This window comes from Qipengyuania gelatinilytica (genome assembly GCF_019711315.1).
Classification (GTDB): domain Bacteria; phylum Pseudomonadota; class Alphaproteobacteria; order Sphingomonadales; family Sphingomonadaceae; genus Qipengyuania; species Qipengyuania gelatinilytica.
This window is the reverse complement of sequence record NZ_CP081294.1, coordinates 958,433-983,754: the sequence shown is the minus strand read 5'-3', so window position 1 is coordinate 983,754 and position 25,322 is coordinate 958,433. Positions and strand designations below refer to the sequence as shown.

At 63.4% G+C, this 25,322-nt stretch carries 23 protein-coding genes and 1 tRNA gene; 9 read left to right on the top strand and 15 right to left on the bottom strand.

Annotation, left to right across the window (positions count from 1 at the left end):
- Position 1: 1 nt before the first annotated feature.
- The 4 genes from K3136_RS04915 to K3136_RS04900 form a co-directional block, all read right to left on the bottom strand.
- Entirely contained in the window at positions 2-1,969 is a 1,968-nt protein-coding gene (locus K3136_RS04915; RefSeq protein WP_221431775.1) for a tetratricopeptide repeat-containing sulfotransferase family protein, read from the bottom strand.
- Positions 1,970-2,053: 84 nt separating this feature from the next.
- On the bottom strand, positions 2,054-4,708 hold the full coding sequence (locus K3136_RS04910; RefSeq protein WP_221431774.1) for a TonB-dependent receptor: 2,655 nt from the start codon (positions 4,706-4,708) through the stop codon (positions 2,054-2,056).
- A gap of 371 nt (positions 4,709-5,079) precedes the next feature.
- Complete coding sequence (locus tag K3136_RS04905; RefSeq protein ID WP_221431773.1) at positions 5,080-6,762, bottom strand: BCCT family transporter; 1,683 nt, start codon at positions 6,760-6,762, stop codon at positions 5,080-5,082.
- Between the two features lie 61 nt (positions 6,763-6,823).
- Positions 6,824-6,899: transfer RNA gene (locus K3136_RS04900), tRNA-Thr, on the bottom strand.
- Between the two features lie 93 nt (positions 6,900-6,992).
- On the opposite strand from K3136_RS04900, the gene K3136_RS04895 reads away from it, so the two are divergent.
- Positions 6,993-7,934 (top strand): glutaminase, encoded by a 942-nt coding sequence (locus K3136_RS04895; RefSeq protein WP_221431772.1) that lies wholly within the window; start codon positions 6,993-6,995, stop codon positions 7,932-7,934.
- 67 nt (positions 7,935-8,001) lie between these two features.
- On the top strand, positions 8,002-8,301 hold the full coding sequence (locus K3136_RS04890) for a TM2 domain-containing protein (protein WP_247711437.1): 300 nt from the start codon (positions 8,002-8,004) through the stop codon (positions 8,299-8,301).
- On the opposite strand, the gene K3136_RS04885 is transcribed toward K3136_RS04890, so the two are convergent.
- Positions 8,298-9,179 carry a hypothetical protein gene (locus K3136_RS04885; RefSeq protein ID WP_221431770.1) on the bottom strand — a complete coding sequence of 294 codons (882 nt, stop codon included), beginning with the start codon at positions 9,177-9,179 and terminating at the stop codon, positions 8,298-8,300. The genes K3136_RS04890 and K3136_RS04885 overlap by 4 nt on opposite strands.
- Positions 9,172-10,488, bottom strand: a complete 1,317-nt coding sequence (locus tag K3136_RS04880; protein WP_221431769.1) for a replication-associated recombination protein A — start codon at positions 10,486-10,488, stop codon at positions 9,172-9,174. The genes K3136_RS04885 and K3136_RS04880 overlap by 8 nt, the downstream gene beginning before the upstream one ends.
- A 105-nt stretch (positions 10,489-10,593) precedes the next feature.
- Between K3136_RS04880 and K3136_RS04875 the strand changes: the two genes are divergently transcribed.
- Positions 10,594-11,235 carry a PadR family transcriptional regulator gene (locus K3136_RS04875; RefSeq protein WP_247711436.1) on the top strand — a complete coding sequence of 214 codons (642 nt, stop codon included), beginning with the start codon at positions 10,594-10,596 and terminating at the stop codon, positions 11,233-11,235.
- 72 nt (positions 11,236-11,307) lie between these two features.
- Positions 11,308-11,745, top strand: a complete 438-nt coding sequence (locus K3136_RS04870) for a hypothetical protein (protein WP_221431768.1) — start codon at positions 11,308-11,310, stop codon at positions 11,743-11,745.
- A gap of 3 nt (positions 11,746-11,748) precedes the next feature.
- Here the strand turns inward: K3136_RS04870 and K3136_RS04865 are convergent, their stop codons facing one another.
- Positions 11,749-12,921, bottom strand: coding sequence for a glycosyltransferase family 4 protein (locus tag K3136_RS04865; protein WP_221431767.1), 1,173 nt, complete (start codon positions 12,919-12,921; stop codon positions 11,749-11,751).
- Positions 12,922-13,176: 255 nt separating this feature from the next.
- Here K3136_RS04865 and K3136_RS04860 point away from each other — a divergent pair, with 255 nt between their 5' ends.
- The 3 genes from K3136_RS04860 (at position 13,177) to K3136_RS04850 (ending at position 17,143) form a co-directional block, all read left to right on the top strand.
- Positions 13,177-14,331, top strand: a complete 1,155-nt coding sequence (locus K3136_RS04860) for a phosphoserine transaminase (RefSeq protein ID WP_221431766.1) — start codon at positions 13,177-13,179, stop codon at positions 14,329-14,331.
- A gap of 87 nt (positions 14,332-14,418) precedes the next feature.
- On the top strand, positions 14,419-16,002 hold the full coding sequence (serA, locus tag K3136_RS04855) for a phosphoglycerate dehydrogenase (RefSeq protein ID WP_221431765.1): 1,584 nt from the start codon (positions 14,419-14,421) through the stop codon (positions 16,000-16,002).
- A gap of 28 nt (positions 16,003-16,030) precedes the next feature.
- The gene (locus tag K3136_RS04850) at positions 16,031-17,143 is read left to right on the top strand and encodes an ATP phosphoribosyltransferase regulatory subunit (protein WP_221431764.1); all 1,113 of its coding nucleotides are present in this window, start codon (positions 16,031-16,033) and stop codon (positions 17,141-17,143) included.
- Here K3136_RS04850 and K3136_RS04845 read toward each other — a convergent pair.
- Genes K3136_RS04845 through K3136_RS04835 form a run of 3 tightly spaced genes read right to left on the bottom strand, consistent with a single transcriptional unit; the run spans position 17,140 to position 19,544 of the window.
- Positions 17,140-17,745, bottom strand: coding sequence for a glutathione S-transferase (locus K3136_RS04845; RefSeq protein ID WP_221431763.1), 606 nt, complete (start codon positions 17,743-17,745; stop codon positions 17,140-17,142). The two genes, K3136_RS04850 and K3136_RS04845, sit on opposite strands and share 4 nt — an antisense overlap.
- Entirely contained in the window at positions 17,738-18,679 is a 942-nt protein-coding gene (gene trhO / locus K3136_RS04840) for an oxygen-dependent tRNA uridine(34) hydroxylase TrhO (protein ID WP_221431762.1), read from the bottom strand. The genes K3136_RS04845 and trhO overlap by 8 nt, the downstream gene beginning before the upstream one ends.
- A 46-nt stretch (positions 18,680-18,725) precedes the next feature.
- Entirely contained in the window at positions 18,726-19,544 is an 819-nt protein-coding gene (locus K3136_RS04835; protein WP_221431761.1) for an aldo/keto reductase, read from the bottom strand.
- A 125-nt stretch (positions 19,545-19,669) separates the two neighbouring features.
- Between K3136_RS04835 and K3136_RS04830 the strand changes: the two genes are divergently transcribed.
- Positions 19,670-20,959 carry an adenylosuccinate synthase gene (locus K3136_RS04830; RefSeq protein WP_221431760.1) on the top strand — a complete coding sequence of 430 codons (1,290 nt, stop codon included), beginning with the start codon at positions 19,670-19,672 and terminating at the stop codon, positions 20,957-20,959.
- Positions 20,960-20,966: 7 nt separating this feature from the next.
- Here the strand turns inward: K3136_RS04830 and K3136_RS04825 are convergent, their stop codons facing one another.
- The gene (locus K3136_RS04825; RefSeq protein WP_221431759.1) at positions 20,967-21,335 is read right to left on the bottom strand and encodes a DUF6768 family protein; all 369 of its coding nucleotides are present in this window, start codon (positions 21,333-21,335) and stop codon (positions 20,967-20,969) included.
- Positions 21,332-21,886, bottom strand: a complete 555-nt coding sequence (locus tag K3136_RS04820) for an RNA polymerase sigma factor (RefSeq protein ID WP_221431758.1) — start codon at positions 21,884-21,886, stop codon at positions 21,332-21,334. Before K3136_RS04820 ends, K3136_RS04825 begins: the two co-directional genes overlap by 4 nt.
- Before the next feature lie 123 nt (positions 21,887-22,009).
- On the opposite strand from K3136_RS04820, the gene K3136_RS04815 reads away from it, so the two are divergent.
- Positions 22,010-22,990 carry a helix-turn-helix domain-containing protein gene (locus tag K3136_RS04815; protein WP_221431757.1) on the top strand — a complete coding sequence of 327 codons (981 nt, stop codon included), beginning with the start codon at positions 22,010-22,012 and terminating at the stop codon, positions 22,988-22,990.
- Here the strand turns inward: K3136_RS04815 and K3136_RS04810 are convergent.
- The 3 genes from K3136_RS04810 to K3136_RS04800 form a co-directional block, all read right to left on the bottom strand.
- A complete protein-coding gene (locus tag K3136_RS04810) occupies positions 22,987-23,760 on the bottom strand; it encodes a precorrin-2 dehydrogenase/sirohydrochlorin ferrochelatase family protein (RefSeq protein WP_221431756.1) in 774 nt (257 codons plus the stop codon). The genes K3136_RS04815 and K3136_RS04810 overlap by 4 nt on opposite strands.
- Positions 23,760-25,022, bottom strand: coding sequence for a diaminopimelate decarboxylase (gene lysA, locus K3136_RS04805; RefSeq protein WP_221431755.1), 1,263 nt, complete (start codon positions 25,020-25,022; stop codon positions 23,760-23,762). The genes K3136_RS04810 and lysA overlap by 1 nt, the downstream gene beginning before the upstream one ends.
- 63 nt (positions 25,023-25,085) lie before the next feature.
- The gene (locus K3136_RS04800) at positions 25,086-25,322 is read right to left on the bottom strand and encodes a lipoprotein (RefSeq protein ID WP_221431754.1); all 237 of its coding nucleotides are present in this window, start codon (positions 25,320-25,322) and stop codon (positions 25,086-25,088) included.

Sequence of the window (25,322 nt, the reverse complement as noted above, 5' to 3'; positions counted from 1 at the left end):
CCTATGGTGCGAGCGGTCCGAGAGCCTCTTTCAGCGGATCGAGCCATGGTTCGAACGGCTTCCATGCGTCCTGTCCGCTGCGGTTGATCGGGCGTCGGACCTGTTCGCTGCTGGCGGTACGCACCGCGCGGTCGGATTTGTGGAAGTCGAGGCAGGCTTCCTCGAACGGCAGGCCGCAATATTCGAGCATGCGGCGGGTCTGGCCTTCGAGATCGTCGAGCACGTCCTCGTGATCCACTCTCAGGACCTTGCCCGGCAGCACGCGGTCCCAATGATCCATCAGCGCGACGTAGTCGGAATAATAGCGGCCCACTTCCTCCAGCCCGTAAGTGAACTCCTGACCTTCGGCAAAGAGCTGTTTGAAGCCGGAAAAACAGCAGTCCATCGGCGCGCGGCGGGCATCGATGATCTTTGCATTGGGCAGGATCAGGTGGATGAGGCCGATGTGCCGGAAATTGTTCGGCATCTTGTCGATGAAGAAGGGCGCACCCTGACGGTGGACGCGCGTGTCCTCGATGAACTTCTCGCCGAACTGCGACAGCTGTTCGCGCGTGAGGTCATGGAGGATCTGCGGATAACGAGACTGGCCGGCCTTCCGGCCGCGCAGCCGGTGCGCCAGCGCAAGGATATTGGGCAGTTCAAGCGTCCCGTCGACCTGGCTGTGGCTGGCAAGGATCTGTTCGAGCAGGGTCGAGCCTGCGCGTGGCAGGCCGAGGATGAAGATCGGGTCGGGCGCGGAATGGCCAGAGCCTGCATGCGTATCGAACAATTCGGGCGTGCAGAACTCGGCCTGCTTCGCCAGTTCCTCGCTCATCGCGTCGGCGCTGTAGCGGGTTTGCGCGCGCTTGAGGGCGTTGCCTTCCTCGTAATGCCGGAAGGATTCCTTGTATTCGCCGCGGTCCTCATGCGCCTTGCCCAGCGCGAAGGAGAGGTGGACGCGGTCCATGAAGGCAAGGCCGGGCCGGGCGACCTGTTCGCGCATCGCAGCGATTTCGCTGTCGGTGAAGCTGTAGGTCTTGAGATTGGCGAGCGCATAATAGGCGTCGCCGTGGTCGGGCTTGGCGGCGAAGGCGGCGCGATAACTCTCGACCGCATCTTCCTGCCTGCCGGTTGTCTTCAAGGCATGGCCGCGGCTGGTCAGCGTGGCAGGATCATTGGGGAGCCTGGCAAGCACGGCATCGAACAATTCGAACGCCTTGTCATAGTCACCCGTCTGCATGCTCTCGATCGCCAGGCGCGACTGGAACAGCGGATTTTCGGGGTCCTGCCGGTAAAGCGCCTCGGCTTCCTCGCGTGCCTTTTCGAACTTCTGGCGGCGGCGCAGCGCGTCGATATAGTCGAGCCGGACCTGTATGTTGTGCGGCTCGAAGGCGGCAGCGCTGTCGAGCAGGAATTCTGCGTCTTCGAGTACGCCCAGCTGCATGCCGATCTTGGCGAGCAGGCGCATGCCCTCGACGTCCTTCGGATGGCTGCGCAGGTAATGGCGGCAGATCTCCTCGGCGCGAAGCAGGCGGCCTTCATGGAAATGGTGCGTGACCGCGACGAGCTCCTTAGGCAGGCCCGCGATCCGGTCGGCCTGCGCGATGGCACTCTGTGCCTCGGCCATGCGGCCCGCCTCTGTGAGAAGCGGAGCCATGGCGCGCCAGCTTGCTTCCAGTGCGGGGTTGAAGCGGGTGGCGCTGGCATAGGCGGAGATAGCTTCGGCCGACTGGCCGCGCGCCTTCGCAAGATGCCCGGCTTCCTGCCACGCGCGCCCATATTCCGGCATGACGCCGTGAAGCGAGGCAAGATAGCGTTCGGCATCGTCATACTGCTTCAGATAACGCGCGGCGACTGCGGCCATGTACAGTGCTTCGCCGTCCTTGCCGTCTTCGGCCAGTACGTCGTCGGCAAGCTGCCGTCCGCGCGCGAAGTCGCCAGCCTGCAGGGCCTGTTGTGCTGCCGAGAGAGTGTCTTCGCGGTTGGTCATGCTTGCCGCCTAACAAACAGAAGCGGCGGAAGCGATGGCCTTTGCCCGCTCCCGCCGCCTTGGTCCCGTTGAAGGGTGTCTGACTTAGTAGTCGAAGCCGACGCGCAGGCCGACCGTCAGCGGACGGTTGGTCGCAATACGCGCACGGTCGTTGACATAGTTGCCCGAGATCTGGGCGCGTTCGTCGAACAGGTTGTCGCCGAACAGTTCGACGCTCCACTGTTCGCCCTTAACGCCCGCTGCCAGGTCGAAGACCGTGTAGCTGTCGAGCTCGAGCTTGTTGATCTCGATCACGTCGGTGAACTTCGAAGCCGAATGCGTCACCTGCGGCTGGATGAAGGCTTCCCAGTCGTTCGACAGCGACCATTCGTACCGGGCGCGCAGATTGCCCTGGAAGGACGGTGCGAAGGCAAGTTCGTTACCCACGATCACATCGCTCGTCGGGATGAGCACTTCGGTGATCTCGGTGTCGAGGATCGAGAAGGCACCCGTCACAGTCAGCCCCGGCATCGAATAGGGCGCCACGGTAAAGTCTGCTTCCACTCCCCGAATTTCTGCGTTCGCAGCATTCGCCGAGAAGAAGAGGTTCGTGATCGACGGGTCGAAGATCGTCGTCTGGAGGCGGCTGATGTCGACGTAGAACGCGCTGCCGTTGAAGCGCATCTGGCCGTCTAGCAGCTCGGTCTTCCAGCCGAATTCGTAGTTCTTCACTTCGTCGGTATCGAGTTCGAAGGGAACCACGAAGCCCGCGCCATTGGTGGCACCGCCCGGACGGTTTAGCAGTCCGGGGCGGAAGCCTTCCGAATAGGTCGCGTAGAACAGCAGGTCCGGCGTCGGCGTGAGCGTCAGCGTGCCCTTGTAGATCACGCCTTCGGCCTTCGCTTCGTCCGGGGCGCGAACGGCGTTGAACACCGCGCGGGCCTGCGAAACGCTGAGACCCGCTGCGCGAATGTCGGCAAAGCTGTCGTTGATCGTGAAGGTCTGGCGCAGGGCCGCACTGCACGAGCCGATGAAGGTGAACGAACCGTCGCCGTCATACAGGTCGTTGAGGTCGGTGCCGAAGGCGTTGGCGTCCTCGGCGGCACCGCTGTTGCAGAAGCTACCGTTGGCGCTGCCTTCGAAGTCGACGCGGATGTTGTAGTAACGGATGCCGCCGGTGATGGTCAGCAGGTCCGGAATGATGTCGATGCTGGTTTCACCGAAGATGCCGAACTGCTTGTCGGTACGGCGGATGTCGTTCCGGAAGATCGTCTCTGCCGGGAACGGGCCGTCGAGCGAGGTATAGCCCGCCTGCGGGAAGTTCGGTGCGAAAGCGCCGAAGGGCTGCGCGATGACGTTGCCGGGATAGGCGAAGTCGTTGCGTTCCTTCAGTTCCAGGTCGGAGAAGAACACACCGCCCGTGGTGCGGATCCAGTTGTCGTCCGGCGTGCTGAAGCGGAATTCGTTGGTGAAGACTTCCGTTTCGCTGAACGAGGTGACGTAGAGGTTGGGTGCCTGACAGGTCCCGCTGGGGGCCGCTGCGCCGGGATAGGTCACCGAGCCGTCACAGATGTAATACGGCAGGTACTGACCGACGAACAGGTAATCGGTGTAGTCGACGCGCTGGTCGGTCGTACGGTCGGTGAACGCGCCGGTATAGACCAGGTCGAGCATGCCGAGGCGGCCCTCGAGGGTCCAGGCGGTGTTCGAGAATTCGTCTTCCAGCTTGTCTTCTTCGAAGCGCTGGATTTCCAGATCGTCCAGGCCGTCGAGTTCTGGATCGGCGAAGAAGACGCCATCGCTTTCGACTTCCTGGCGGCTGTGGGCCACGGTCACGGTCCAGTCGGGGGTGACTTCCCACAGCGCGGTGGCGCGGAAACCGGCATAGCTGGTGTCGTTGAAATCATCTTCGACCAGTGCCGCATTGTCGGCTTCGAGGAAGGTCACGTTCGACAGGTCGGCACCGGCCTGGAAGCCGCCGCGCAGTGCGTTCACGGGAACGCCGTTCGAACGGACCGTACCGGCCGGACGGAAGCGGGCGCTTTCGCTGAGGTCGCGCGTACCGGCGATATTGTCGATATAGCCGCCCTGGTGATCGTAATAGGCAACGCCGCGCAGTGCGATCGTGTTGGTCACCGGCAGGTTGACCATGACCTCGCCCTTGTAGCTCATCTCGCCACCCTTGGTGAACGAGAGGCCGGCATCGGCGCTCATGTCGAAGCCCGACAGGTCGGGCTTGGCGGTGATGAGGCGGACGACACCTGCCTGCGAGCTTGCACCGAAGAGCGTGCCCTGCGGACCCGAGAGAACTTCGATACGCTCCATGTCGGCGGCGTAGACGTCGAGGTTACGACCCGGCTGTGCGAGCGGCTGTTCGTCGAGATAGAGCGCCACGTTGGGTGCGAGGCCGGCAACACCGGCAGTCGTCAGGTTCGGCGTCGTCGAGGCGAGGCCTCGAATGTAGATCGTGCTCTGGCCCGGGCCGCTGCCGCCTGCGGTGACGGTGGGCAGCTGGTCGAGATAATCCTCGAAAGTGTCGACTGCGAGCTCGTCCAGTTCCTCGGCGCCGATGGCGGCGACGGAAACGGGCACATCCTGCAGGTCTTCGCTGCGCTTCTGCGCGGTCACGACGATGGTCTGGACCCCGCCTGTGCGCGGCTGTGCTTCAGGTTGTGCTCCCGTGGTTTCCTGCGCGAGCGCAGGCGATGCGACTGCGATGGCGAGCGCGCTAACGGACGCGCCGCTTATGATTTTCTTCATGGCTGGAAGTTTCCCCCGTGTGGATCGATATCTGTCGTCCTGCATCCGGCTGCCCGGACGGACCAATATTCGCGAGCCTGTGAAATTCACAATCCCGCTCGACGAGACCAATAAGGAAGGGTTGGGGCCGCGACCACCGGCGCGAGATAAAATTAGCGAATGAATTGAGTCCTGTTGTAATGAGACAACACGGCAAAGAACTCGGAGAAATATTTCAAGTAAGGAAACCGATATCGTAATACGAACGTAATCAGGACTTTTGCGGGGAATAATTTACTATTACTGAACCATCTATTTGAGTAAGTAGTTTCAAATAGAAATCGAGATATACTGAAAAATCTCGCCAAGCACTGTAACCTATTGTGAGCTAACTACTTCGTGGCGGCAAGGTCGGCGCAGCCGGCCGCAGTAGTCGGCACGCCGTGCTTCTTGCGCCGCAGGTCGTAGACAATCGCCTTCACGATCGAAATCGCCATCAGGGCGACGACAACGGAGAAGGGAAGCGCGCCGATGATCATGGTGATCCGGATCGCATCGATCCCGCCAAGGATCAGCATCGAGCCCACGACGAAGGCGAGGGCGGCACCCCAGAAGACGATGTGTCGGCGACGCTGGCCGCTAGTGTCGCCCGCTCCGTTGATCGTGTTCACGATCAGGATGGCGCTGTCGGCCGAGGTGATCAGGTAGGTCATCAGCAGCAGCACCACGAGGCCCGAGACTACCGAAGCCACGCCGGGCGACAGGAGTACCGCGAGCGTGGCGAAGAGCTGGTCCGAAATCCCGGCGCCGACGATGCTTCCGCCAGCCACGCCGCTCAGTTCGAGGTCGATCGCGGTCCCGCCGACGATGGTCATCCAGGTGAAGCACATCAGCGATGGCACGAGGATCACTCCCAGCACATATTCGCGAATGCTGCGGCCGCGTGAAATGCGGGCAATGAACATGCCCACGAAGGGGGCGAAGGCGATCCACCATGCCCAATAGAAAACCGACCAGTCGAGCTGCCACTGGACGAGTGCCGGTCCATTCGGGCCTGCTCCGTCGAACAGGGTCAGCGAATTGGGCACGATCGTGCGCGTGTAATCCCACAGGCCGACGCCGAGGAGTTCGAAGCCGAGCAGGCCCGATCCCACGACGATAAACAGGGCGAGCAGGGCGAAGGAAAGCCCCATGTTGAGGTTGGACAGCCACTTGATCCCGCGTCCGACACCCGAAAGCGCGCTGATGGTCGAGGCGCCGACCAGCACGACCAGCGAAACGATGACCGCGGCGGCCGAGGACGACCCATCCGGATCGAGCAACCAGTCGCCAAGGCCGAGGCGGGCGAGGCCGGCCACGAACTGCTCGACCCCGAAGCCCATGGTGACTGCCACGCCCAAGATCGTCGCGACCACCGCCACGATGTCGATGACGTGACCCCAGATACCGGACATTTTCAGGCCGAACAGCGGCGCCAGGCCGGAACGGATCGTCAGCGGCAGGCCGCGGCGGTAGGCGACGTAGCCGATGGCAAGCCCGACGAGCGCATAGGTCGCCCATGCGGCGAGGCCCCAGTGCAGGAAGGTATAGGAATAGGCAGGACGTATGGCTTCGGCAGAGAGCGGTTCGATGGTTCCGCGAATGATGTCAGGGTTATTGGCGAAATGCGCCAGCGGCTCGCCCGTCGAATAGGTCAGCATGCCGATGCCGATGCCTGCTCCAAACAGCATGGCGAACCAGCTGAACCGGCCGAATTCGGGCTCGTCGCCGTCGGCGCCGATCTTGAGGCGACCGGACGAAGGCCATAGTGCGAGCAGGAAACATACGACCACCAGCACGGCCACGAGGTAGACATACCAACCCGCGAAACTCGAGATGATCGTCGAATTCGCCGCGCTCAGCGTTTCGCTTGCGCTGACGGGAAAGAAGATCGCCCACATGATCAGCAGTGACACGATGATCTTGGACGGGATCGTCACTGCGCGGCTGAAGCCGTCGTAGAAACCGCGATCGTGTGTGTTGATCGGAAGCTCCACCAGAGGCGGGGCGATGGGTGCATCACTTTCGGAAGACATGGTTCCCAGTCATAGGGAAGCGTCGGTAAGATGCAAATGCTGGGGGCCGATTAGGCGGTAGTGGTGCCGGCTAGAGGAGTCGAACCCCTGACCTGATGATTACAAATCAACTGCTCTACCAACTGAGCTAAGCCGGCACACCGAGCGAGAGCGCGAGCGCCTCTGGCGCAATTTACGCGCCGCGTCCAGTATCATTGCGCCTCCTTGCCATCACGCCTATCGGCTCTGCGATGGATCTCGACGCAATCGTTTCCGAGACTTACGCCGAACTGGCCGATGAACGCGGCAGCGGGACCCCTGCAAGCTACATCCCGGCACTGGCGCTGGTCGATCCGAACAAGTTCGGCATAGCGCTCGCCACGCGTGACGGGGAGGTGGTGTGCGCAGGTGATGCGGACGAGCGATTCTCGATCCAGTCGATCTCGAAGGTATTCGCGCTCGCGCTTGCACTGGAGAGGGAAGGGGCGTCCCTGTGGGATGCCGTGGGGCGCGAGCCTTCTGGCAATGCCTTCAACTCGATCGTCCAGCTGGAGCGCGAGAAGGGCATCCCGCGCAATCCCTTCATCAATTCCGGCGCGATCGTCACGACCGATCGCTTCATCGGCGACCGGTCGCCCGACCAGGCGGTGGAAGACTTGCTCGTCCGCCTGCGCCGGATGGGGCGCGACGAGAGCATTACTTTCGATGAGGAAGTGGCGCGAAGTGAAAGCGAAACGGGCTCGCGCAATCGCAGCCTCGCCTGGTTCCTGGCCGATTTCGGACGCCTGCTGAACCCGGTAGAAGACGTGTTGTCGGTCTACTTCCGGCAATGCGCGCTCGCGATGAGCTGCCGCCAGCTTGCCGAGAGCGCCCTGTTCCTTGCTTTCGACGGCACCGATCCTGTCACGGGCCAGCGCATGTGCAGCCCCAGCCGGGCGCGGCGGATCAATGCGCTAATGTTGCTGTGCGGTCATTACGACAATTCCGGCCAGTTCGCTTTCGAAGTGGGCTTTCCCGGCAAGTCGGGGGTGGGCGGCGGCATTCTGGCGTGCGTTCCGGGCAGGGCGGCGATCGCGGTGTGGTCCCCGGGCCTCAACCGCGCAGGTACAAGCCTGCTGGGGGCCAGGGCCCTGTCGCAGATCGCGCTGAAGACAGGCTGGTCGGTTTTCAGCGGACAACTTCCCGAAATCTAGTACGGCGCATCTTGTGCCGGCGTCGGGGAAGTCTATGATCCGGCCGACTATTTGGGGGAGTATTACTTTGGACGACAATCTTCGCACCCAGCTTCAGTTCGAATCGAACAAGAAGTCGACGGGCGTTTCCTACCTGCTCTGGTTTTTCCTTGGCTCATTCGGAGCGCATCGTTTCTACCTCGGTCGCACCGGTACTGCCGTGGCGCAGCTTCTGCTGCTGTTGCTGGGGTGGCTGCCCTTTTTCCTCGGCTATGTGGTGCTGGGCATCTGGGTGCTTGTCGACGCGTTTCTCATTCCCGGCATGATCCGCGAAGAGAACCAGAAGCTGATCAACCAGCTCGACGGTGGCGGGCGACTGACGGCCTAAATCGCGCCGAAGGTCCAGCCTTCGGTTCGCGCAACTTCCGACGTAAGATCGCGTGGCGACCACCTCGATCGGTCGCCCGCGACCTTGCGCAACCATGCCGCTGTGAGCAGCGCGTCGGTGGCATGATCATCGATCTTGCCGGTTCCCGCTACCGGAGGTGAGGCGAGAGTCCCGAGCGCCTCGTTAAGCGCTTCGAACGTGCGCATCTTTGCCCTGGGAGCGCTTCGACCCGCATCGAGAGCGGCAAGGCTGGTGTAGATCTCGACGACCACTGAACCGCTTTGCGCCATCCGGTCGACCGGCCAGACCGGCAAGTGACCGCGCAACTGGTGTAGCATGCGCATACCCGTCAGGCTGGACTTGCCGACCTGTGCCGCCCCGACGAGGTTGAAGTTCGAATAGGGTTTGCACCCCATCGCCGCCTGTACCCGCTCGGTTACCCTGAAGCGGCCGCGCCCGTGGTTCGCGCCATCGCAGCCGAAGTGTTCACCGGTATCGATGCCGTCGCGGAAATAGGCGCGATAGTCCGGATGCGCCACGAAGCTGTTCGCTCCCAGATTGGGTTCGTCCCGGCAGAGGTCATCAATCAGCGCCCATAGTGAAGGCGCATCGGGAAGCAGGACGCGATTGTTGGGGAAGTAGGCTCCGCAATCGGCATGGGGCAGGGCGATGCCGAGGTCGAGGCCCACGAGCGTATTGTCGGGGAGGTCCTCGCGCAGCAGCGCCAGCACGTCCTGCCGCGACCAGCCCCTGCCTGCATCGACCAGAACCGGCGGGCCTCCGTCGGCATCGGCGATCGCCAGCGCGATCCCCTTTTGCCTCGGCCCCTTGGCGCCGGACCAGTCGATCGCGAGGAAATGGGCAAAGCGGTCAGCCACGCTCGCGCCTGAGCTTGTCCCAATAGTCGAGCCGCTTCTTCACTTCGCGCTCGAAGCCCCGTTCGACCGGCTCGTAATAGCTCTGCGGCTCCATCTCCTCCGGCCAGTAATTGTCGCCCGAGAACCCGTCCTCGGCGTTATGGTCATAGCTGTATCCCGATCCGTAACCGATATCCTTCATCAGCTTGGTCGGTGCGTTGAGGATGTTCTGCGGCGGCATCAGGCTGCCGGTCTCTCTCGCGCTTTTGAACGAGGATTTCTGCGCCTTGTAGACCGCGTTCGATTTTGGCGCGGTGGCAAGGTAGGTACAGGCTTGCACCAGCGCGAGTTCGCCCTCCGGACTTCCAAGAAACTCGTAAGCGTCCTTGGCGGCCATGCACTGCACCAGCGCCTGCGGGTCGGCCATGCCGATATCCTCGACCGCCATGCGCACAAGGCGGCGGGCGAGGAAGCGCGGCTCTTCCCCGGCGGTCAGCATGCGCGCAAGGTAATAGAGGCTGGCCTGCACATCGCTGCCGCGCACGGCTTTGTGCAGGGCGGAGATGAGGTTGTAATGCCCCTCGCGATCCTTGTCGTAGACCGCAACGCGCCGCTGGAGGAACTTGCCGAGCGCTGCCGGGTCTAGCGGATCGTCGATCTTGGCATTGTAGAGCGTTTCGGCCTGGTTAAGCAGGAAGCGGCCGTCGCCATCGGCGCTCGCGACGAGCGCATCGCGGGCCTCTGCGGTCAGGGGGAGCGGGCCTTCGAGCTTCTCCGCCCGGTCGAGCAGCTCGCCAAGAGCATCGTGGTCGAGGCGCTGGAGGATCAGCACCTGCGCGCGGCTGAGCAGTGCGGCGTTGAGCGCGAAGCTGGGATTTTCCGTGGTTGCGCCCACCAGCGTCACCGTCCCGCGTTCGACGAAGGGCAGGAAGCCGTCCTGCTGCGCGCGGTTGAAGCGGTGGATCTCGTCCACGAACAGCAGGGTGCGCTGGCCTGCTTCTGCGGCCTTGTCTGCTGCGGCGAAAGCCTTCTTGAGGTCGGCCACCCCGCTGAACACCGCGCTCACGCTCTCGAACCGCATGCCCACGCTATCGGCAAGCAGGCGGGCGATCGTGGTCTTTCCCGTTCCCGGCGGACCCCACAGGATCATGCTGGACAGGCGCCCGGCGGCGACCATGCGTCCGATCGCCCCTTCGGGCCCGGTCAAATGGTCCTGCCCGATGACCTCGGCGAGGGTTTCCGGGCGCAGGCGATCGGCAAGCGGTGCATCCTCGCGCATGGGTTCGCGCCTGGGCTCCTGGGGGAGTTGGTCTGGAAAGAGATCGGACATTGGTCGGTTCACATAGGACGTTCGCCGAGGATTTGCAGTGCCCGCTTGCACATCCTTCGTTAAGATATATCTTAGAGCTATCGAAGATTGATTGAGGAGCGAGCGATGCATAAGGCTCGGAAAATTCGCAAACTGCGCAAATTGCGCAAGATGGGCATGATGGGTGCCTGGCCCCGCATGGAAATGATGGGCGGCTGGGACGATGCCTTCGGGCCCGATGGACCGTTTGGTCCCAGCGGGCCGTTCGGACCGGGCGGTCCTTTCGGCAAGCGGGGTGGCGGACGCCGTCGCCGGATGTTCGGCTCCGGTGAACTCCGACTGGTCCTGCTGAAGCTTCTCGGCGACGAACCGCGCCACGGCTACGAGCTGATCAAGGCGGTCGAGGACCTGACCGGCGGCAGCTATGCGCCCAGTCCCGGCACGGTATACCCAACACTTTCCCTCCTCGAGGACGAGGGGGCGATCGCCCCGGCCAAGGGCGACGAGACGCGCAAGGCCTACGAAATTACCGATGCGGGCCGCGCCGAGCTTGAAGAGCGTGCAGACGAGGTCGACCGGTTGATGGAGCGGCTGGCCGGCCATGGCGAACGTCGCCGCGCCTATGCCACTCCGGAGATGTTCCGCGCGGCTGGCAACCTTGCCGGCGTTCTCAAGAACAAGGCGCGTAGCGGGCAGCTCGACCAGAAGACGATGGAAGAGATCGTCGACCTGATCGACGAGCTGGCGAAGAAGGTCGAACGTCTCTGAACCGTCCCCCGCTTGCGTCCCCCTGTGCGCGCGCTAGTCTGCGGGTCGGGGACGCGAGAGGGGAGGTTTCAAATGGATACAGCAACCAAGACGCCATGGCACCTTTGGGTGATCGGGGTGGTTTCGCTGCTCTGGAACTCGATCGGAGCAGCCGATTACATATTCTCCAGCCTGCGCAGCGAAGCGTGGTTCAAGATGATGCAATATCCTGAAGCGGGTATCGCCTATCTGGATCAGTTTCCGGCCTGGGCACATGGCGGATGGGCACTGGGCACACTTGGTGCATTCCTGGGGTCGATCCTGCTCTTGGCACGCAGTCGCCACGCCTTCGCGGCCTTTGCGATTTCGCTTTTGGGAATCGCCCTCACCACAGTTTACGAAGCGGGTGCGAATATGCCGCCGGAGCTCGCCGAAGTGCAGCCGGCCTGGTTCCCGATCGTGTTGTGGGCCATCGCCATCCTCCTGTTCGTGTACAGCTGGATGATGAAGAAGCGCGGCGTGTTGAAGTAGGGTCTACTCCGCGGCTGCGCGCTGGTCGTGCAGCCGCAGGTAGGTATCGACAACCGCCTGGTTGATCGCGTCCCACGAATAGGCGCGGGCAGCTTTCTCGCCCGCTGCACCGTGGGCAAGGCGCAGGTCGTCATCCGTGCAATAGCGCGCGAGAGCCTCGGCGCAGCCTTTCGAGAAGGCATCCGTCTTGCTCGGTGGGACCAGCTTGCCGGTCTCGCCATCATGGACGAGGCTTGCCGCGCCGGTCGCACCTGCTGCCACTACGGGTAGCCCGCAGGCCATCGCTTCCAGCGTCACATTGCCGAAAGTCTCGGTAATCGAAGGGTTGAAGAAGATGTCCCCGCTTGCCAGCGCACGGCCCAAATCCTTGCCGGTCTGGAAGCCGACGAAAGTGCCGCCCGGCAGGGCTTTCTCGAACCATTCGCGCGCCGGACCGTCACCGATGACCAGCACCTTGTGCGGCACCTGCCGTTTGCGCAGTTCGACAATGGTGTCGGAAAAGACGTCGAGCCCTTTCTCCATGACCAACCGCCCCAGAAAAACAATGGCGACATCATCGTCAGCGAGGCCGTTTGCCCGGCGCCATTCCATATCGCGCTTCGATGGGTCGAACACTTCGCGGTCGACCCCGCGCGACCAGATGCTGATATCTTCATGCATCCCTTGCGCCTTCAGCTCGTCTATCTGGCTTTGCGAGGGCGCGACGAGGGCATCCGTCCGGTGGTAGAAGCGCCGCAGCAGGCTTTCCACCGCAGGTTCGAGGAAGCTGAGGCCGTAATACCGCGGGTATGTCTCGAAACGCGTATGCACGCTGGCGAGGATAGGGATGTCACGCTCGCGCGCCCATTTGACGGCGGCATGGCCGGTCGGATCGGGAGCAGATACATGGACGAGGTTCGGCTGGAACGCCTCAAGGTCGCGTCTCTGTTCCTTGCCGAGGCCGAGCGTCAGGCGGTATTCGCCGCGGTTCTTCACCGGCATCCGCATGTTCGGCACATCGACCAGGTCGCCTGTCGGCGGGAAGTCGGGATTGTCGACCACAGGCGCATAGACGCGCAGCGCCGCGCCCTGCCGCAGGATGTAGTCGGCGAGGCGATTCAGCGCCTGGTTGCAGCCGTCGCGGGTGTAATTGTAATTCCCGCTGAAGAGCGCGATGCGGAGGTCTTTTGCTTCCATTGCCGTGCGCCATAGGAAAAGCGAAGGCCTTTGGCGAGAGGGCAGCGCCCACACGAGGTGTCGATAGTTCGCACCGTCTCGCCGAACTGCGGAAGCGCTGGTGGAACGAGTTGGCGGGTTCGCGCCTTGATTGGGCGAGCCGGAGCTTCGCGAAAGCATACCTATTTCGCATTGACTCCCTGACAAGCAACTTTATTGCCGCCGGCGGGCCACGCGGTCCCAACGCCGCGCGAGCTCTCTGCAAGGAGAGAATACATGACTGAACCTACGCTCAAGCCTGAGCGCCCCTTCTTCTCGTCGGGGCCGACCGCCAAACACAAGGGCTGGTCTGCCGCCCATCTGAAAACCGAATCGCTCGGACGCTCGCATCGCAGCGCCCTTGGCAAGTCGCGGCTGAAATATGCCATCGACCTGTCGAAGGAGATGCTCGGCGTGCCTGAGGATTACCTTGTCGGCATCATGCCGGCGTCGGACACCGGCGCGCTGGAATGCGCGATGTGGACGATGCTGCGCCCTGACCGACCGGCGACTGTCGCGGCCTGGGAAAGCTTCGGTAACGTCTGGATCCAAGACGCGGTCAAGCAGCTCAAGCTGCCCAAACTGACCACGCTGGACGCCGATTACGGCGAAATTCCCGATCTCGCGTCGATCCCCCAGGAAAACGACGTCGTCTTCACCTGGAACGGCACGACCTCCGGCGCGAAAATCCCCAACACCGACTGGCTCGCCGAAGACCGTGAAGGTCTGGCGATCAACGACGCGACCAGCGCCGTCTTCGCGATGGAGATGGACTGGGCCAAGCTCGATGCCACGACCTACAGCTGGCAGAAGGTGATGGGCAGCGAAGCCCAGCACGGCATGCTGATCCTCAGCCCCAAGGCGGTGCAGCGCATCGTGGAATACGATCCCGAATGGCCGCTGCCCAAGCTCTTCCGCCTCAAGAAGGGCGGCAAGATCAACACCGGCATCTTCGAAGGCGCGACGATCAACACGCCGTCAATGCTCGCCACCGAAGACTATATCGAAGCGCTCGAATGGGCGCAGGCGATGGGCGGGCGCAAGGCGATGTTCGAGCGCGCCGATGCCAACGCGAAGATCGTGAAAGACTGGATCGAAGCGACCCCGTGGCTGCGCAACATGGTCTCCGACCCTGCCAAGCAGACCAACACTGGCGTGTGCTTCGTCTTCCAGGGCGATTGGTACGAAAGCCTGTCCGACGAGGACAAGGCCGGCGTTCCGAAAAAGATCGTCAAACTGCTCGAAGAGCGCGACGTCGGCTATGACTTCAACGGCTATCGCGATGCCCCGCCGTCGCTGCGCATCTGGTGCGGCGGCACGGTCGAGCAGGAAGACCTGAAGCGTCTCCTGCCGTGGATCGAATGGGCCTACGAGACCGTCAAGAACGGCTGATCCGGCTGGCGGCCCGCGCATCGGGCCGCCGCCTTCCCCCTATTACTGACCGGCAACGCGCCGGGAAAACGACAGGAATATTCCGTCATGAGCAAACCCAAAGTCCTCATCAGCGACAAGATGGACCCCAACGCCGCGAAAATATTCGAAGAGCGCGGCTGCGACGTCGATGTCATCACCGGCGAAGCGCCGGAGGAACTGAAAGCCCGCATCGGCGAATACGATGGTCTTGCAATCCGTTCCTCGACCAAGGTCACGCCCGAAATCCTCGACGCGGCGACCAATCTCAAGGTCATCGGCCGCGCCGGCATCGGCGTCGACAATGTCGATATCCCCTATGCCAGCGGCAAGGGCGTGGTGGTGATGAACACCCCCTTCGGCAACTCGATCACCACGGCCGAACACGCCATCGCGATGATCATGGCGCTTGCCCGCCAGATCCCCCAAGCCGACCGCCGCACGCAGGCGGGCGAATGGCCGAAGAACGATTTCATGGGCGTCGAGGTCACCGGCAAGACCCTGGGCCTTATCGGCGCAGGCAATATCGGCTCGATCGTCGCCAGCCGCGCGCAGGGCCTGAAGATGAAGGTCATCGCCTTCGATCCCTTCCTGACCGAAGAACGCGCGCTGGAGATCGGGGTGGAGAAGGTCGACCTCGACACGCTGCTGGGCCGTGCCGACTTCATCACGCTGCACACGCCGCTGACCGACGAGACGCGCAACATCCTCTCGGCAGAGAACCTCGCCAAGACCAAGAAGGGCGTGCGCATCGTCAACTGCGCGCGCGGCGGTCTCATCGACGAGGCGGCGCTTGCCGAAGCGCTCGACAGCGGCCAGGTCGCCGGCGCGGCGCTGGACGTGTTCCAGACCGAACCGGCCAAGGATTCGCCGCTGTTCGGCAAACCCAACTTCATCTGCACCCCGCATCTGGGCGCCAGCACCACCGAGGCACAGGTGAATGTGGCGCTCCAGGTGGCCGAACAGCTGGCCGACTATCTCGTCAACGGCGGTGTTACCAATGCGCTGAACATGCCTTCGTTGAGCGCCGAGGAAGCGCCCAAGCTGCGGCCCTACATGAAGCTTGCTGAAAATCTCGGCAGCCTCGTCGGCCAGCTGGCGCATGGCAACCTCACCAAGATTTCCATCGAGCGCGAAGGCGCGGCGGCAGAGCTGTCGGGCAAGCCCATCGAAGGCGCGGTGCTGGCAGGCCTGATGCGCCAATATTCGGACACGGTGAACATGGTCAACGCGCCCTATCTCGCCAAGGAACGCGGGCTCGATATCCGTTCGATCCGCCACGAGAAGGAAGGCGCCTACAACACGCTCATCCGCGTGACGGTGGGTACGGAGCAGGGCGACCGTTCGGTGGCCGGGACGCTTTTCGGTGCCGACGCCCCGCGCCTCGTCGAAATGTTCGGCGTGCGGATCGAGGCCGAACTCGATGGCCACATGCTCTACATCGTCAACGAAGACGCGCCGGGGTTCATCGGCCGCATCGGTTCGCTGCTCGGCGAAAACGGCATCAACATCGGTACCTTCAACCTCGGCCGCCGTGCCGCAGGGGGTGAGGCGGTGCTGCTGCTGAGCGTCGACCAGCCGATCCCGCAGGATGTCGTCGACAAGGCCTGTGCGCTTGAAGGCGTGAAGACCGTCATGCCACTGGCATTCTAAACTGCGATAGGGCAGGGGACCCCGCGCTATGACCAAGCCTGACGATCTCCTGCCCATCGGCCTCGAAGACGCGCTGCCCGCGCGTGCCGCTGCGATCACCCGCGCCATGCGCCAGGTTCTCGATGCCATGGACAGCCATGGATATGACCGTGTGCGTCCGCCGCTGGTGGAATTCGAGGCTTCGCTGGCAGGCCGGATGGAAGGCGTGGCGACGCGCCGCATGGTGCGCTTTACCGATCCCGAAAGCCTGCGCACGCTCGCACTTCGCAGCGACATCACCGTGCAGGTCGGCCGCATCGCAGCGACCAGCCTTGCCGAGGCACCGCGCCCGCTGCGCCTTGCCTATGCGGGCGAGGTTACGCTGCTCAAGGCGGACCAGCTCGATCCCGCACGCCAGCGCCTGCAGATGGGCGCGGAACTTGTCGGAAGCGATAGCGTGGCGGCAGCCATCGAAGCGGTGACCGTGGCACTCGACGCTCTGGAGGCGGCGGGGCTGACCGGTCTTTCGGTCGACTTCACGCTTCCCGACCTTGTCGATACGTTGGCCGCTGAAGCGCTGCCGCTTGCCGAGGAAAGACGCGACGCGGTCCGGCGCGAACTCGACATGAAGGATGCTGGCGGGCTCAAGGCCGCCGGGGGCGAGGACTATCTCCCGCTCCTTTACGCGACCGGTCCGTTCGACGATGCGATCGGGAAACTGGCCGCGCTCGATGTCGGCGGTGTGCTCGCATCACGCATCGCGGCCTTGCGCGAAGTGGCCGCCGCAATCGGAGACCGCGCCCGTCTGACGCTCGACCCGTCCGAACGCCATGGCTTCGAATACCAGAGCTGGTTCGGTTTCACGCTTCACGCCACCGGTGCGCGCGGCGCGCTGGGCCGGGGCGGCACCTATGCCATCAAGGGCAGCGAAGAAGCTGCGACCGGCTTCTCGCTCTATATCGAGCCGCTGCTCGAGGCTCTGGGCCAGACCAATGCGGGCGCACGCGACACGCTCTTCCTACCGCTCGGACACGACACCGATGTGGCAACGCGCCTGCGCGGCGAAGGCTGGCGTACGGTTGCGGCTATCGGCGAGAAGGACGACGCGTTTGCGCTGGGCTGCACCCACGTGCTCGACGGCGGCGAGCCCAGGGCTCTCTAATCAGCCTTCCACTGGTCGTGCTTCGTCATGATACCGGTGAAAAGGTCCGAATTGACCAATTCGCCCAGCCAGCGCTGCAAATTCGGCAAATCCTGCGCATCGAACCATTCGCGGTCGGCATTGGCGAATTGCCGGACGAAGGGGAAGGTGGCGATGTCGACGAACCCGCGCTTCTCGCCACCAAGGTAACGGCTGGTCGCTAGCCGCTCTTCCAGCCTGCGCAGGTGGTCGAGCGCTTTTTGCCCATGCTCCTCAGGATCGACGTCGTCATAACGCGTCGAATATTTGTACCGGTCGAGATGGTGCTTGAACGGGCCGTCGTTCGCTGCAAGCAACTCGCTATCGTCGCGCTCGAGCCAGCCTTCGGGGTCGTTCCTGCCCAGTGCCCAGCGCATGATGTCGAGGCTTTCTTCCAGAACCGCGCCGTCTTCGGTCACCAGTACGGGCACGGTCCCCTTGGGCGAGACTTCGAGCATCTGCGGCGGTTTGTCGCGCAATACGACCTCGCGATGCTCGTAGCTGGCACCGCTGATGCTCAGCGCCATGCGAGCGCGCATGGCATAGGGGCAGCGGCGGAAACTGTAGAGGACCGGCTCAGCCATCCTTTTCCTTCCGACCGATGTGTTCGGCACCGAGTGCTGCGGCGAGCTGTTCCTGACGCTGGCGTTCGCGATATCGTGCGCGCTGTTCGTCGCTACGCTCGCCATGGCACTGGTGGCAGGAAACGCCTTCCTCGTAGTGCTCGTGCGCAAGGTCCGCCTCGCTCAAGGGACGGCGGCAGGCGCGGCACAGGCTGTGCGAGCCGACGTCGAGGCCATGTTTCACGCTGACGCGCTCGTCGAAGACGAAGCATTCGCCTTCCCAGCGGCTTTCCTCCTGCGGCACTTCCTCCAGATATTTCAGGATGCCGCCCTTGAGGTGGTAGACTTCGTCGAGCCCTTCCGACTTCACGAAGGCGGTCGACTTTTCGCAGCGGATACCGCCGGTGCAGAACATCGCGATCCTGGGCTTGCGTCCCTCGGCCTCGAATTCTTCGCGGCGCGCGCGGAACCACTCGGGAAACTCGCGGAAGCTCCTGGTCTGCGGATCGATCGCGCCTTCGAAGGTGCCGATGGCGACCTCATAGTCATTGCGCGTGTCGATCAGGATGGTGTCGGGATCGGAAATCAGCGCGTTCCAGTCCTGCGGATCGACATAGGTGCCGACACCGTCCACCGGATCGAGATCGGGCTGGCCCATGGTGACGATCTCGCGCTTCAGGCGCACCTTGGTGCGGTGGAAGGGCAATTCTTCGGCGCGCGATTCCTTCCAGTCGAGTTCGGCACATCCGGGAAGCTTGCGGATGTATTGAAGCACCGCCTCGATGCCTTCATCGCTGCCGGCAATTGTGCCGTTGATACCTTCGTTCGCAAGCAGCAGCGTGCCGCGCACGCCGTTGTCTTCGGCGCAAGCGAGCAGGCCCGGCTTGAGCGCGGCAGGATCGTCGAAGCGCGTGAAGTGATAGAGCGCTGCGATGCGGATAGGCAGGTCGGTCATGGTGGCGCGCCGATAGCAGTCCGGCGCGCCGCCCGAAAGACGATTGTCAGCCGTTGAAGTCGGCAGGGTCGGGACCCATGCGACCATCGGGATCGTCGAGATCGTCGATGCGGCCCATCTGCTCGTCCGACAGTTCGAAGGACAGGGCCTTGAAGTTCGCCTCGATATGATCGCGACTCGACGCCTTGGGGATCGGACAGAGGCCATGCTGGATATGCCAGCGCAGGATGACGGCGGTTTCCGGCTGGCCCGTCTCTTCCGCAATCGCCTGGATGACGTCGTTCGACATGCCCTTGCCCTGTCCGAGCGGCGACCAGCTCTGCGTCACGATGCCCAGTTCATCGTGCACCTTGCGCATCTCGCGCTGCTGGAAGCTGGGGTGCAGTTCGATCTGGTTGAGTGCCGGGGTCACGCCGGTTTCGTCGATGATGCGGCGCAGGTCCTCCTCGCGGAAGTTCGACACGCCGATCGACTTCGCCTTGCCTTGGTCGCGCAGTTCGATCAGCGCTTTCCACGTTTCCACGAACAGGTCGTTCGCAGGGCAGGGCCAGTGGATCAGCAGCATATCGACATGGTCGCGGCCAAGCCGTCCGAGGCACTTGCCTGCTGCAGCGAGGGTCCGCTCGTAACCCTGGCTCTCGTTCCAGATCTTGGTCTGGAGAAAGATGTCCGACCAGTCGCCCACGCCTTTGCCGACACCGCGTTCGTTGCCATAGATCGCGGCGGTATCAATCAGCCAGTAGCCAACATCGATCGCGGTCGAGACGGCCTCGGGCGCGTCTTCCTCTTCCATTTGCCAGGTGCCGAAGCCGAGCTGGGGAATCTGGCGGCCGTCATTCAGGGGTAGCGTGGGGTAATCGGTCATAAGGTCTCCTTTGCAACACCAATGGAGAACTCGGCGGATGTTTCCTCAGCTGCGCCTTGCCCCGTGCCCAATATAGGCCTAGTGCCGCGCGCGTTTGAGCATCCCACATTGCAGGACTTTAACTAATGGCCAACGTCACCGTGATCGGCGCCCAGTGGGGCGATGAGGGCAAGGGCAAGATCGTCGACTGGCTCGCCAGCCGCGCCGATGCCGTCGTGCGTTTCCAGGGCGGTCACAATGCCGGCCATACGCTGGTTATCGACGGCAATGTCTACAAGCTTTCGCTGCTGCCTTCGGGCATCGTGTCGGGCACGCTCTCGATTATCGGCAATGGCGTCGTGCTCGACCCCTGGGCCCTGAAGGCCGAGGTGGAAAAGCTTGAAGGCCAGGGCGTCACGATCAACGCCGACAACCTTGCCGTGGCGGACAATTGCCCGCTCATCCTGCCGATCCACCGCGATCTCGACGGCCTGCGCGAAACCGCGGCAGGCGCGGGCAAGATCGGGACTACGGGTCGCGGCATCGGCCCGGCTTACGAAGACAAGGTCGGCCGCCGCGCGATTCGCGTTTGCGACCTTGCGCATCTCGACAGCCTCGAACCGCAGCTCGACCGCCTGTGCGCGCACCATGATGCGCTGCGTGCCGGTTTCGACCAGCCGCCCGTCGACCGCGAAGCCCTGCTCGAGGAACTGCGCGGCATCGCCGATTTCGTGCTGCAATATGCGCAGCCCGTGTGGAAGCGCCTGAAAAAGGTCCGCAAGGCTGGCGCCAGGATCCTGTTCGAAGGCGCGCAGGGCGTGCTGCTCGATATCGACCATGGCACCTATCCCTTCGTCACCAGCTCGAACACGGTCAGCGGCACGGCAGCGTCGGGAAGCGGGCTTGGCCCCAATTCGACCGGCTATGTGCTCGGCATCGTGAAGGCTTACACCACGCGGGTCGGCAGCGGCCCGTTCCCCACCGAGCTCGAGGACGAGGTCGGCCAGCGCCTTGGTGAGCGGGGCCATGAATTCGGCACCGTCACCGGCCGCCAGCGCCGCGTGGGCTGGTTCGATGCCGTCATCGTGCGCCAGAGCTGTTCGATCAGCGGCGTCACCGGCATTGCGCTGACCAAGATCGACGTGCTCGACGGTCTCGAGGAAGTGAAGATCTGCACCGGCTATCGCCTGCGCGGGAATGTCTATGACTACTTCCCGAGCCATGCCGCCGACCAGGCCGAGGTCGAGCCGATCTACGAGACGATGGACGGCTGGAGCGAGAGCACGGCAGGCGCCCGCAGCTTCGCGGACCTTCCCGCCAATGCGGTCAAATATGTCCAGCGCATCCAGGAACTAATCGAAACGCCCGTCGCGCTGGTTTCCACCAGCCCCGAGCGCGACGATACGATCCTGATGCGCGATCCCTTCATGGACTGATCGCGCTTCAGCGCTTCTCCAGCATCGCCACCTGCAATTGCAGGCGCTTAACTTCGCGCAGCACGCTCAGCATGTTCATGCGGGCGAACATCCATTCCTTCAGGAACCCCTGCATGACCAGCAGGCCGAGCGTGGTCATGCCCCAGCCGACCATCGGCTGGAGGGTGTCGGCGGTGACCGCCCTGAAGACGGAATAGGCGAGGCCGATGCCGATCAGGATCGCGATCGCGAAACTGAACTTTGCCCACCCGCCCAAGGGTCCGTGCATGCTGTCTCCGATCTGGCGGAACATGCCGCGTTCTTCGTCGAGCGAGGCGAGGAAAGCCTTGTCGTCCTCGTCCAGCGCGGTGCTGATCTGGTTGTCGATTCCGGTCATTGATCGTCTCCGGTTAGGGCCGCCTTCAATTTCTGGCGGGCATGGAAAATCCGCGATTTCGCAGTGCCGGTCGGTATGTCCTGCACCTCCGCGATTTCGGCGAGGGTCAGGCCCTCGACAAAGAACAGTTGCGCGGCGAACCGCTGGTCGTCAGGCAAAGCGTCGAATGCCTCGCGCAGTCCGATCGCATCCTCGCTGGTCGCGGGCGTGGCCGGTGCGGCCGGCATTTCGCCGCGCCTCGATCGCCTAGCCTGCGCCAGCCTGATGCCATCGGCGCACCTGCGTCTCAGGATGCCGAAAGCCCAGGGTGCAAAGCGCGACGGATCGCGCAATGTCGCAATGCTCCGCAGGATCGAAATCCACGTTTCCTGGACAGCGGTACGCGCCATTTCCTCGTCGCGCATCAGGCGGTTTGCCGTGCGGAGCAGGCGGGGATGCCAGCGGGCTGCCAAGCGTTCACCTGCGCGGCGATCGCCTGACTGGACATGGGTCACCAGTAGTTCGTCAAACAGCTTTGCCGTATCCGGCTGACCTGTGCCCCTCTGCGTCATGGCCCTTTAGTCGCAGCAGATGGGCGAAAGGTTCAACTCAAAACGGTAACAGCTTCAAATTCTTGACACGATCTGTATTTGTTCTCACTACGTTCGCAATCTTACGGTAAGGAGAACGAGTCGATGCAAGCCGATTTCGCTTACGAACCTGTCCATGACGGCGCTGGAATCCAGCTGGCGGTCACCATTCTTGCCGATCGTGATGCCGTGCGCGCGCAGATGCGCGAAGATGCCGAGGCGGCGGGCTATCGCGTGCTCGAATGCTGCGGCCTCGATGAATATGCCAGCGGCGCATCCGGGGGCCTTGGCGATCTCGTGCTTGTCGACTGCGTGGAGCCGGATGCTGGCGCGATGGCGCTGCTCTCGCGGCTCGACATGCGGGCGGGCAAGTCGGGGGCGCAGCTGATTGTCTCTACCACGATGGATGCGCTCGATGCGGTCTTCGGCTGCTTTTCGATGTCGGGCGCGCAAATCCTCGTCGATCCGGGGCACGCGGAACGGGTGATCGCGATCGGTCGCTCTCTGGCCCATGTGCCCAACCTGCGCCTGCGCGAACTTGCGGAGGAAGACAGGCTGATGCTGCTGCGCCTGACCGAACAGGTCGCCGGCATGGCAGAGCGGCTGGAGAAACTCTCGCCCGGACAGCGCGAAGGAGGCGGGGCATTCCGGCTGGAAGCCTCGAGCAGTGCCTGGCGCGGCGCGGGTGACGAGTATGTTGTCAGAAGCGAAAACACGGCGGTGCCGCGTTTGCCCGAGGGGCCGGTAATCCGTGCGCTTATCGCCCGTCGCCAGGCGCGCGCCAAGTTCTTTGATGCGGATCTGTTCGCGGATCCGGCATGGGATATCCTGCTCGATCTCGCGGCATCGCGTTCGGAGCGGCAGCAGGTGTGCGTGACCTCGCTGTGTATTGCTGCCGGCGTTCCGGCCACCACGGCGCTGCGGTGGATTTCGCAGATGGTCGATACCGACCTGCTCGTGCGCATTCCGGACCCGCACGATCGCCGCAGGGCGCATATCGCGCTGAGCGACAATACCGCTGACATGTTGGCGCGCTATTTCAGCGAGATCGGCCTCGGCGCGAAGGAGCAGGTGCTGGTGCTCTAGTCGGCGCGGCGCAGCACTAGGACCTGACCGTCATGTCCCGCCGGATCGGCGGGCAGCGGGACACGCAAGGCATCGGCCCGTGCGCGGATCAGCACCGCTTCGGAGATGGCCTCGTCGTGGAGGACGACGTCAGCCGTACCCAAGGCGCGGGCCTGCCGAACGGTGAGATCATCGGGATCGTCACTGGCGATATCGAACTGCAGGACACGGTCACCTTCTGGCGCGGCGGTAGTGTCCAGCCACTCATCTATGCGCTCGCTGCTGGCTTGCGCGAATGGGTCGAGCGTCCCGCCCTCGCCAAGGGCTTCGTCGATTGCCCGGCGGCGCTCCGTACCGTCCGGAAACCGGTTTCTGATCCGCTCGCGCGCTGCGGCAAGCCCTTCCGCGAGCGCGCCAAGACCCTGCGGGAGCAGTTTCTCGAGCCGCAGCCTCAGGTGCTTTGCGAGGCCTGCCGACGCACCGCCGGTGCTCACCGCGATGATGACAGGGCCACGTTCGAGAATGCTGGGCAGGGTGAAATCGCACAGTTCGGGCCGGTCGGCGACATTGACCAGCAGGCCAAGCCGCTTGAGCCGCAGGGCGGCAGCTTCCGCAGCGCGCGGGTCGTCAAGCGCGACGAACCCCATCTTGGCGTGATGTGCCTCGGTCTCGGCGCAGGGAACACCACCGGCGCGTTCGACCAGCCGCGCTTTTGCCTCTGCCATCTCGCCATTGCCCACCACGACGACGCGCTGTCCCGCGATCCGGTGGAAGAGCGGGAGCGAATGCATCAGTCGTCGAGCCAGGCCGGAACGCGCTCTGCATCCATGATCGCACCGGCGGGGATGCGATCAGCCACCACGGCATACTGGTCGCCGTCGACAAGTACTTCGGCGACGAAACCGCGTGAATTATAGCTCGATGCCATGGTCGCCCCATAGGCACCGGCGGTCCGGAAGACTGCCAGATCGCCTGCGACAAGCGTGTCGCATTCGCGGTCCATCGCGAAGGTGTCGCCCGTTTCGCAAATCGGGCCGACGATATGGGAAACCGACTTCTCGCCAGTCGGTTGGACGGCTTCGAAATCGTGCCAGGCGCCGTACATGGCAGGGCGGGCAAGGTCGTTCATGGCCGCGTCGACCACCACGAAGGGACGTTCGATACCGCGCTTCACACGAATAACGCGGGTGAGCAGGACGCCTGCATTGCCCGCAATGACGCGGCCGGGTTCGAACATGAGCTGGACATCCCAGTCCTTCGTCACGCGTTCGATCATCGCGCCGTATTCGGCAGGTGCGGGCAGTTCCTCGCCGGTCTTGTAAGGCACGCCAAGTCCGCCACCCAGGTCTACATGGCTGACCTTGCAGCCCGTCTCGCGCAGCTGTGCGATCAATTCGCCAAGCTTGCCGAAAGCGGTTTCCAGAGGTTCGAGATCGCCCAGCTGGCTGCCGATGTGGACGGCGATGCCGCGCATGTCGAGCCCGTCTTCCTGGGAAAGGCTGGCATAGATTTCGGCTGCGCGGTCGAGCGGGACACCGAACTTGTTCTCGCGCTTGCCGGTAGAGATTTTCTCATGCGTGCGGGCATCGACGTCGGGATTGACACGAAGCGCGCAGGCCGCGGTCTTGCCGAAACGACGCGCGATCGAAGCGAGTTCGTAGCCCTCTTCCTCGCTTTCGATATTGAACTGGCCGATGCCTTCTTCGAGGCCTTGCTGCAATTCTGCATGCGTCTTGCCGACGCCGGAAAAGACGATGTCTTCGGGTTTCATGCCGGCTGCCAGCGCGCGGATCAGCTCGCCGCCCGATACGACATCGGCGCCATAGCCTTCCTTCGCCAGCACGCGCAGCACGGCGAGGTTGGGATTGGCTTTCACGGCAAAGGCGATGTGCGGGTTTTTCAGCCCCGACAGCGCATCGCGAAACACGCGCGCATGGCGCACCAGCGTGGCGCGAGAATAGACATAGACCGGCGTACCGACTTCTTCGGCGATGACCGGGAGGGCGACGTCTTCGGCATGGAGGATGCCGTTGCGGATCTGGAAATGGTCCATGGGGCTGCCCTGTGCCGAATGTCCCCGCGCCTGTCTAACAAACTGTGCTTTGCGGCCTGCAAATCACTCAGGCGGCAGGTCGAAGGGATCGTCCTCGCGCTCTTCCGAGCGGGTCCTGAGCTCCACCGAGCGATCGGGCGCGGCCTGCGGGTCCAGCGCGAGCAGGTCCTGCGCGTCGGGCTGCGTCTCGGCGCCGAACGGCTTGGGCGGCAGGGTCTGGCCCGCCACGGGTTCGAGATCGGCCTTCTGGCCGCAGGCGCATAGCGCAGCGGAAAGGGCGAGAACGGTGATTAAGCGCAT

Excerpts from the sequence above, each read along its gene's own strand:
- K3136_RS04800 (WP_221431754.1), bottom strand. The coding sequence starts at position 25,322 with ATGCGCTTAATCACCGTTCTCGCCCTTTCCGCTGCGCTATGCGCCTGC.
- K3136_RS04810 (WP_221431756.1), bottom strand. The coding sequence starts at position 23,760 with ATGCATTCGCTCCCGCTCTTCCACCGGATCGCGGGACAGCGCGTCGTC.
- K3136_RS04915 (WP_221431775.1), bottom strand. The coding sequence starts at position 1,969 with ATGACCAACCGCGAAGACACTCTCTCGGCAGCACAACAGGCCCTGCAG.
- serA (WP_221431765.1), top strand. The coding sequence starts at position 14,419 with ATGAGCAAACCCAAAGTCCTCATCAGCGACAAGATGGACCCCAACGCC.
- K3136_RS04875 (WP_247711436.1), top strand. The coding sequence starts at position 10,594 with ATGCATAAGGCTCGGAAAATTCGCAAACTGCGCAAATTGCGCAAGATG.
- K3136_RS04820 (WP_221431758.1), bottom strand. The coding sequence starts at position 21,886 with ATGACGCAGAGGGGCACAGGTCAGCCGGATACGGCAAAGCTGTTTGAC.
- K3136_RS04860 (WP_221431766.1), top strand. The coding sequence starts at position 13,177 with ATGACTGAACCTACGCTCAAGCCTGAGCGCCCCTTCTTCTCGTCGGGG.
- K3136_RS04845 (WP_221431763.1), bottom strand. The coding sequence starts at position 17,745 with ATGGCTGAGCCGGTCCTCTACAGTTTCCGCCGCTGCCCCTATGCCATG.
- K3136_RS04905 (WP_221431773.1), bottom strand. The coding sequence starts at position 6,762 with ATGTCTTCCGAAAGTGATGCACCCATCGCCCCGCCTCTGGTGGAGCTT.
- K3136_RS04835 (WP_221431761.1), bottom strand. The coding sequence starts at position 19,544 with ATGACCGATTACCCCACGCTACCCCTGAATGACGGCCGCCAGATTCCC.
- K3136_RS04850 (WP_221431764.1), top strand. The coding sequence starts at position 16,031 with ATGACCAAGCCTGACGATCTCCTGCCCATCGGCCTCGAAGACGCGCTG.
- K3136_RS04865 (WP_221431767.1), bottom strand. The coding sequence starts at position 12,921 with ATGGAAGCAAAAGACCTCCGCATCGCGCTCTTCAGCGGGAATTACAAT.
- K3136_RS04825 (WP_221431759.1), bottom strand. The coding sequence starts at position 21,335 with ATGACCGGAATCGACAACCAGATCAGCACCGCGCTGGACGAGGACGAC.
- K3136_RS04815 (WP_221431757.1), top strand. The coding sequence starts at position 22,010 with ATGCAAGCCGATTTCGCTTACGAACCTGTCCATGACGGCGCTGGAATC.
- K3136_RS04880 (WP_221431769.1), bottom strand. The coding sequence starts at position 10,488 with ATGTCCGATCTCTTTCCAGACCAACTCCCCCAGGAGCCCAGGCGCGAA.
- K3136_RS04830 (WP_221431760.1), top strand. The coding sequence starts at position 19,670 with ATGGCCAACGTCACCGTGATCGGCGCCCAGTGGGGCGATGAGGGCAAG.
- trhO (WP_221431762.1), bottom strand. The coding sequence starts at position 18,679 with ATGACCGACCTGCCTATCCGCATCGCAGCGCTCTATCACTTCACGCGC.
- K3136_RS04910 (WP_221431774.1), bottom strand. The coding sequence starts at position 4,708 with ATGAAGAAAATCATAAGCGGCGCGTCCGTTAGCGCGCTCGCCATCGCA.
- K3136_RS04870 (WP_221431768.1), top strand. The coding sequence starts at position 11,308 with ATGGATACAGCAACCAAGACGCCATGGCACCTTTGGGTGATCGGGGTG.
- K3136_RS04895 (WP_221431772.1), top strand. The coding sequence starts at position 6,993 with ATGGATCTCGACGCAATCGTTTCCGAGACTTACGCCGAACTGGCCGAT.
- lysA (WP_221431755.1), bottom strand. The coding sequence starts at position 25,022 with ATGGACCATTTCCAGATCCGCAACGGCATCCTCCATGCCGAAGACGTC.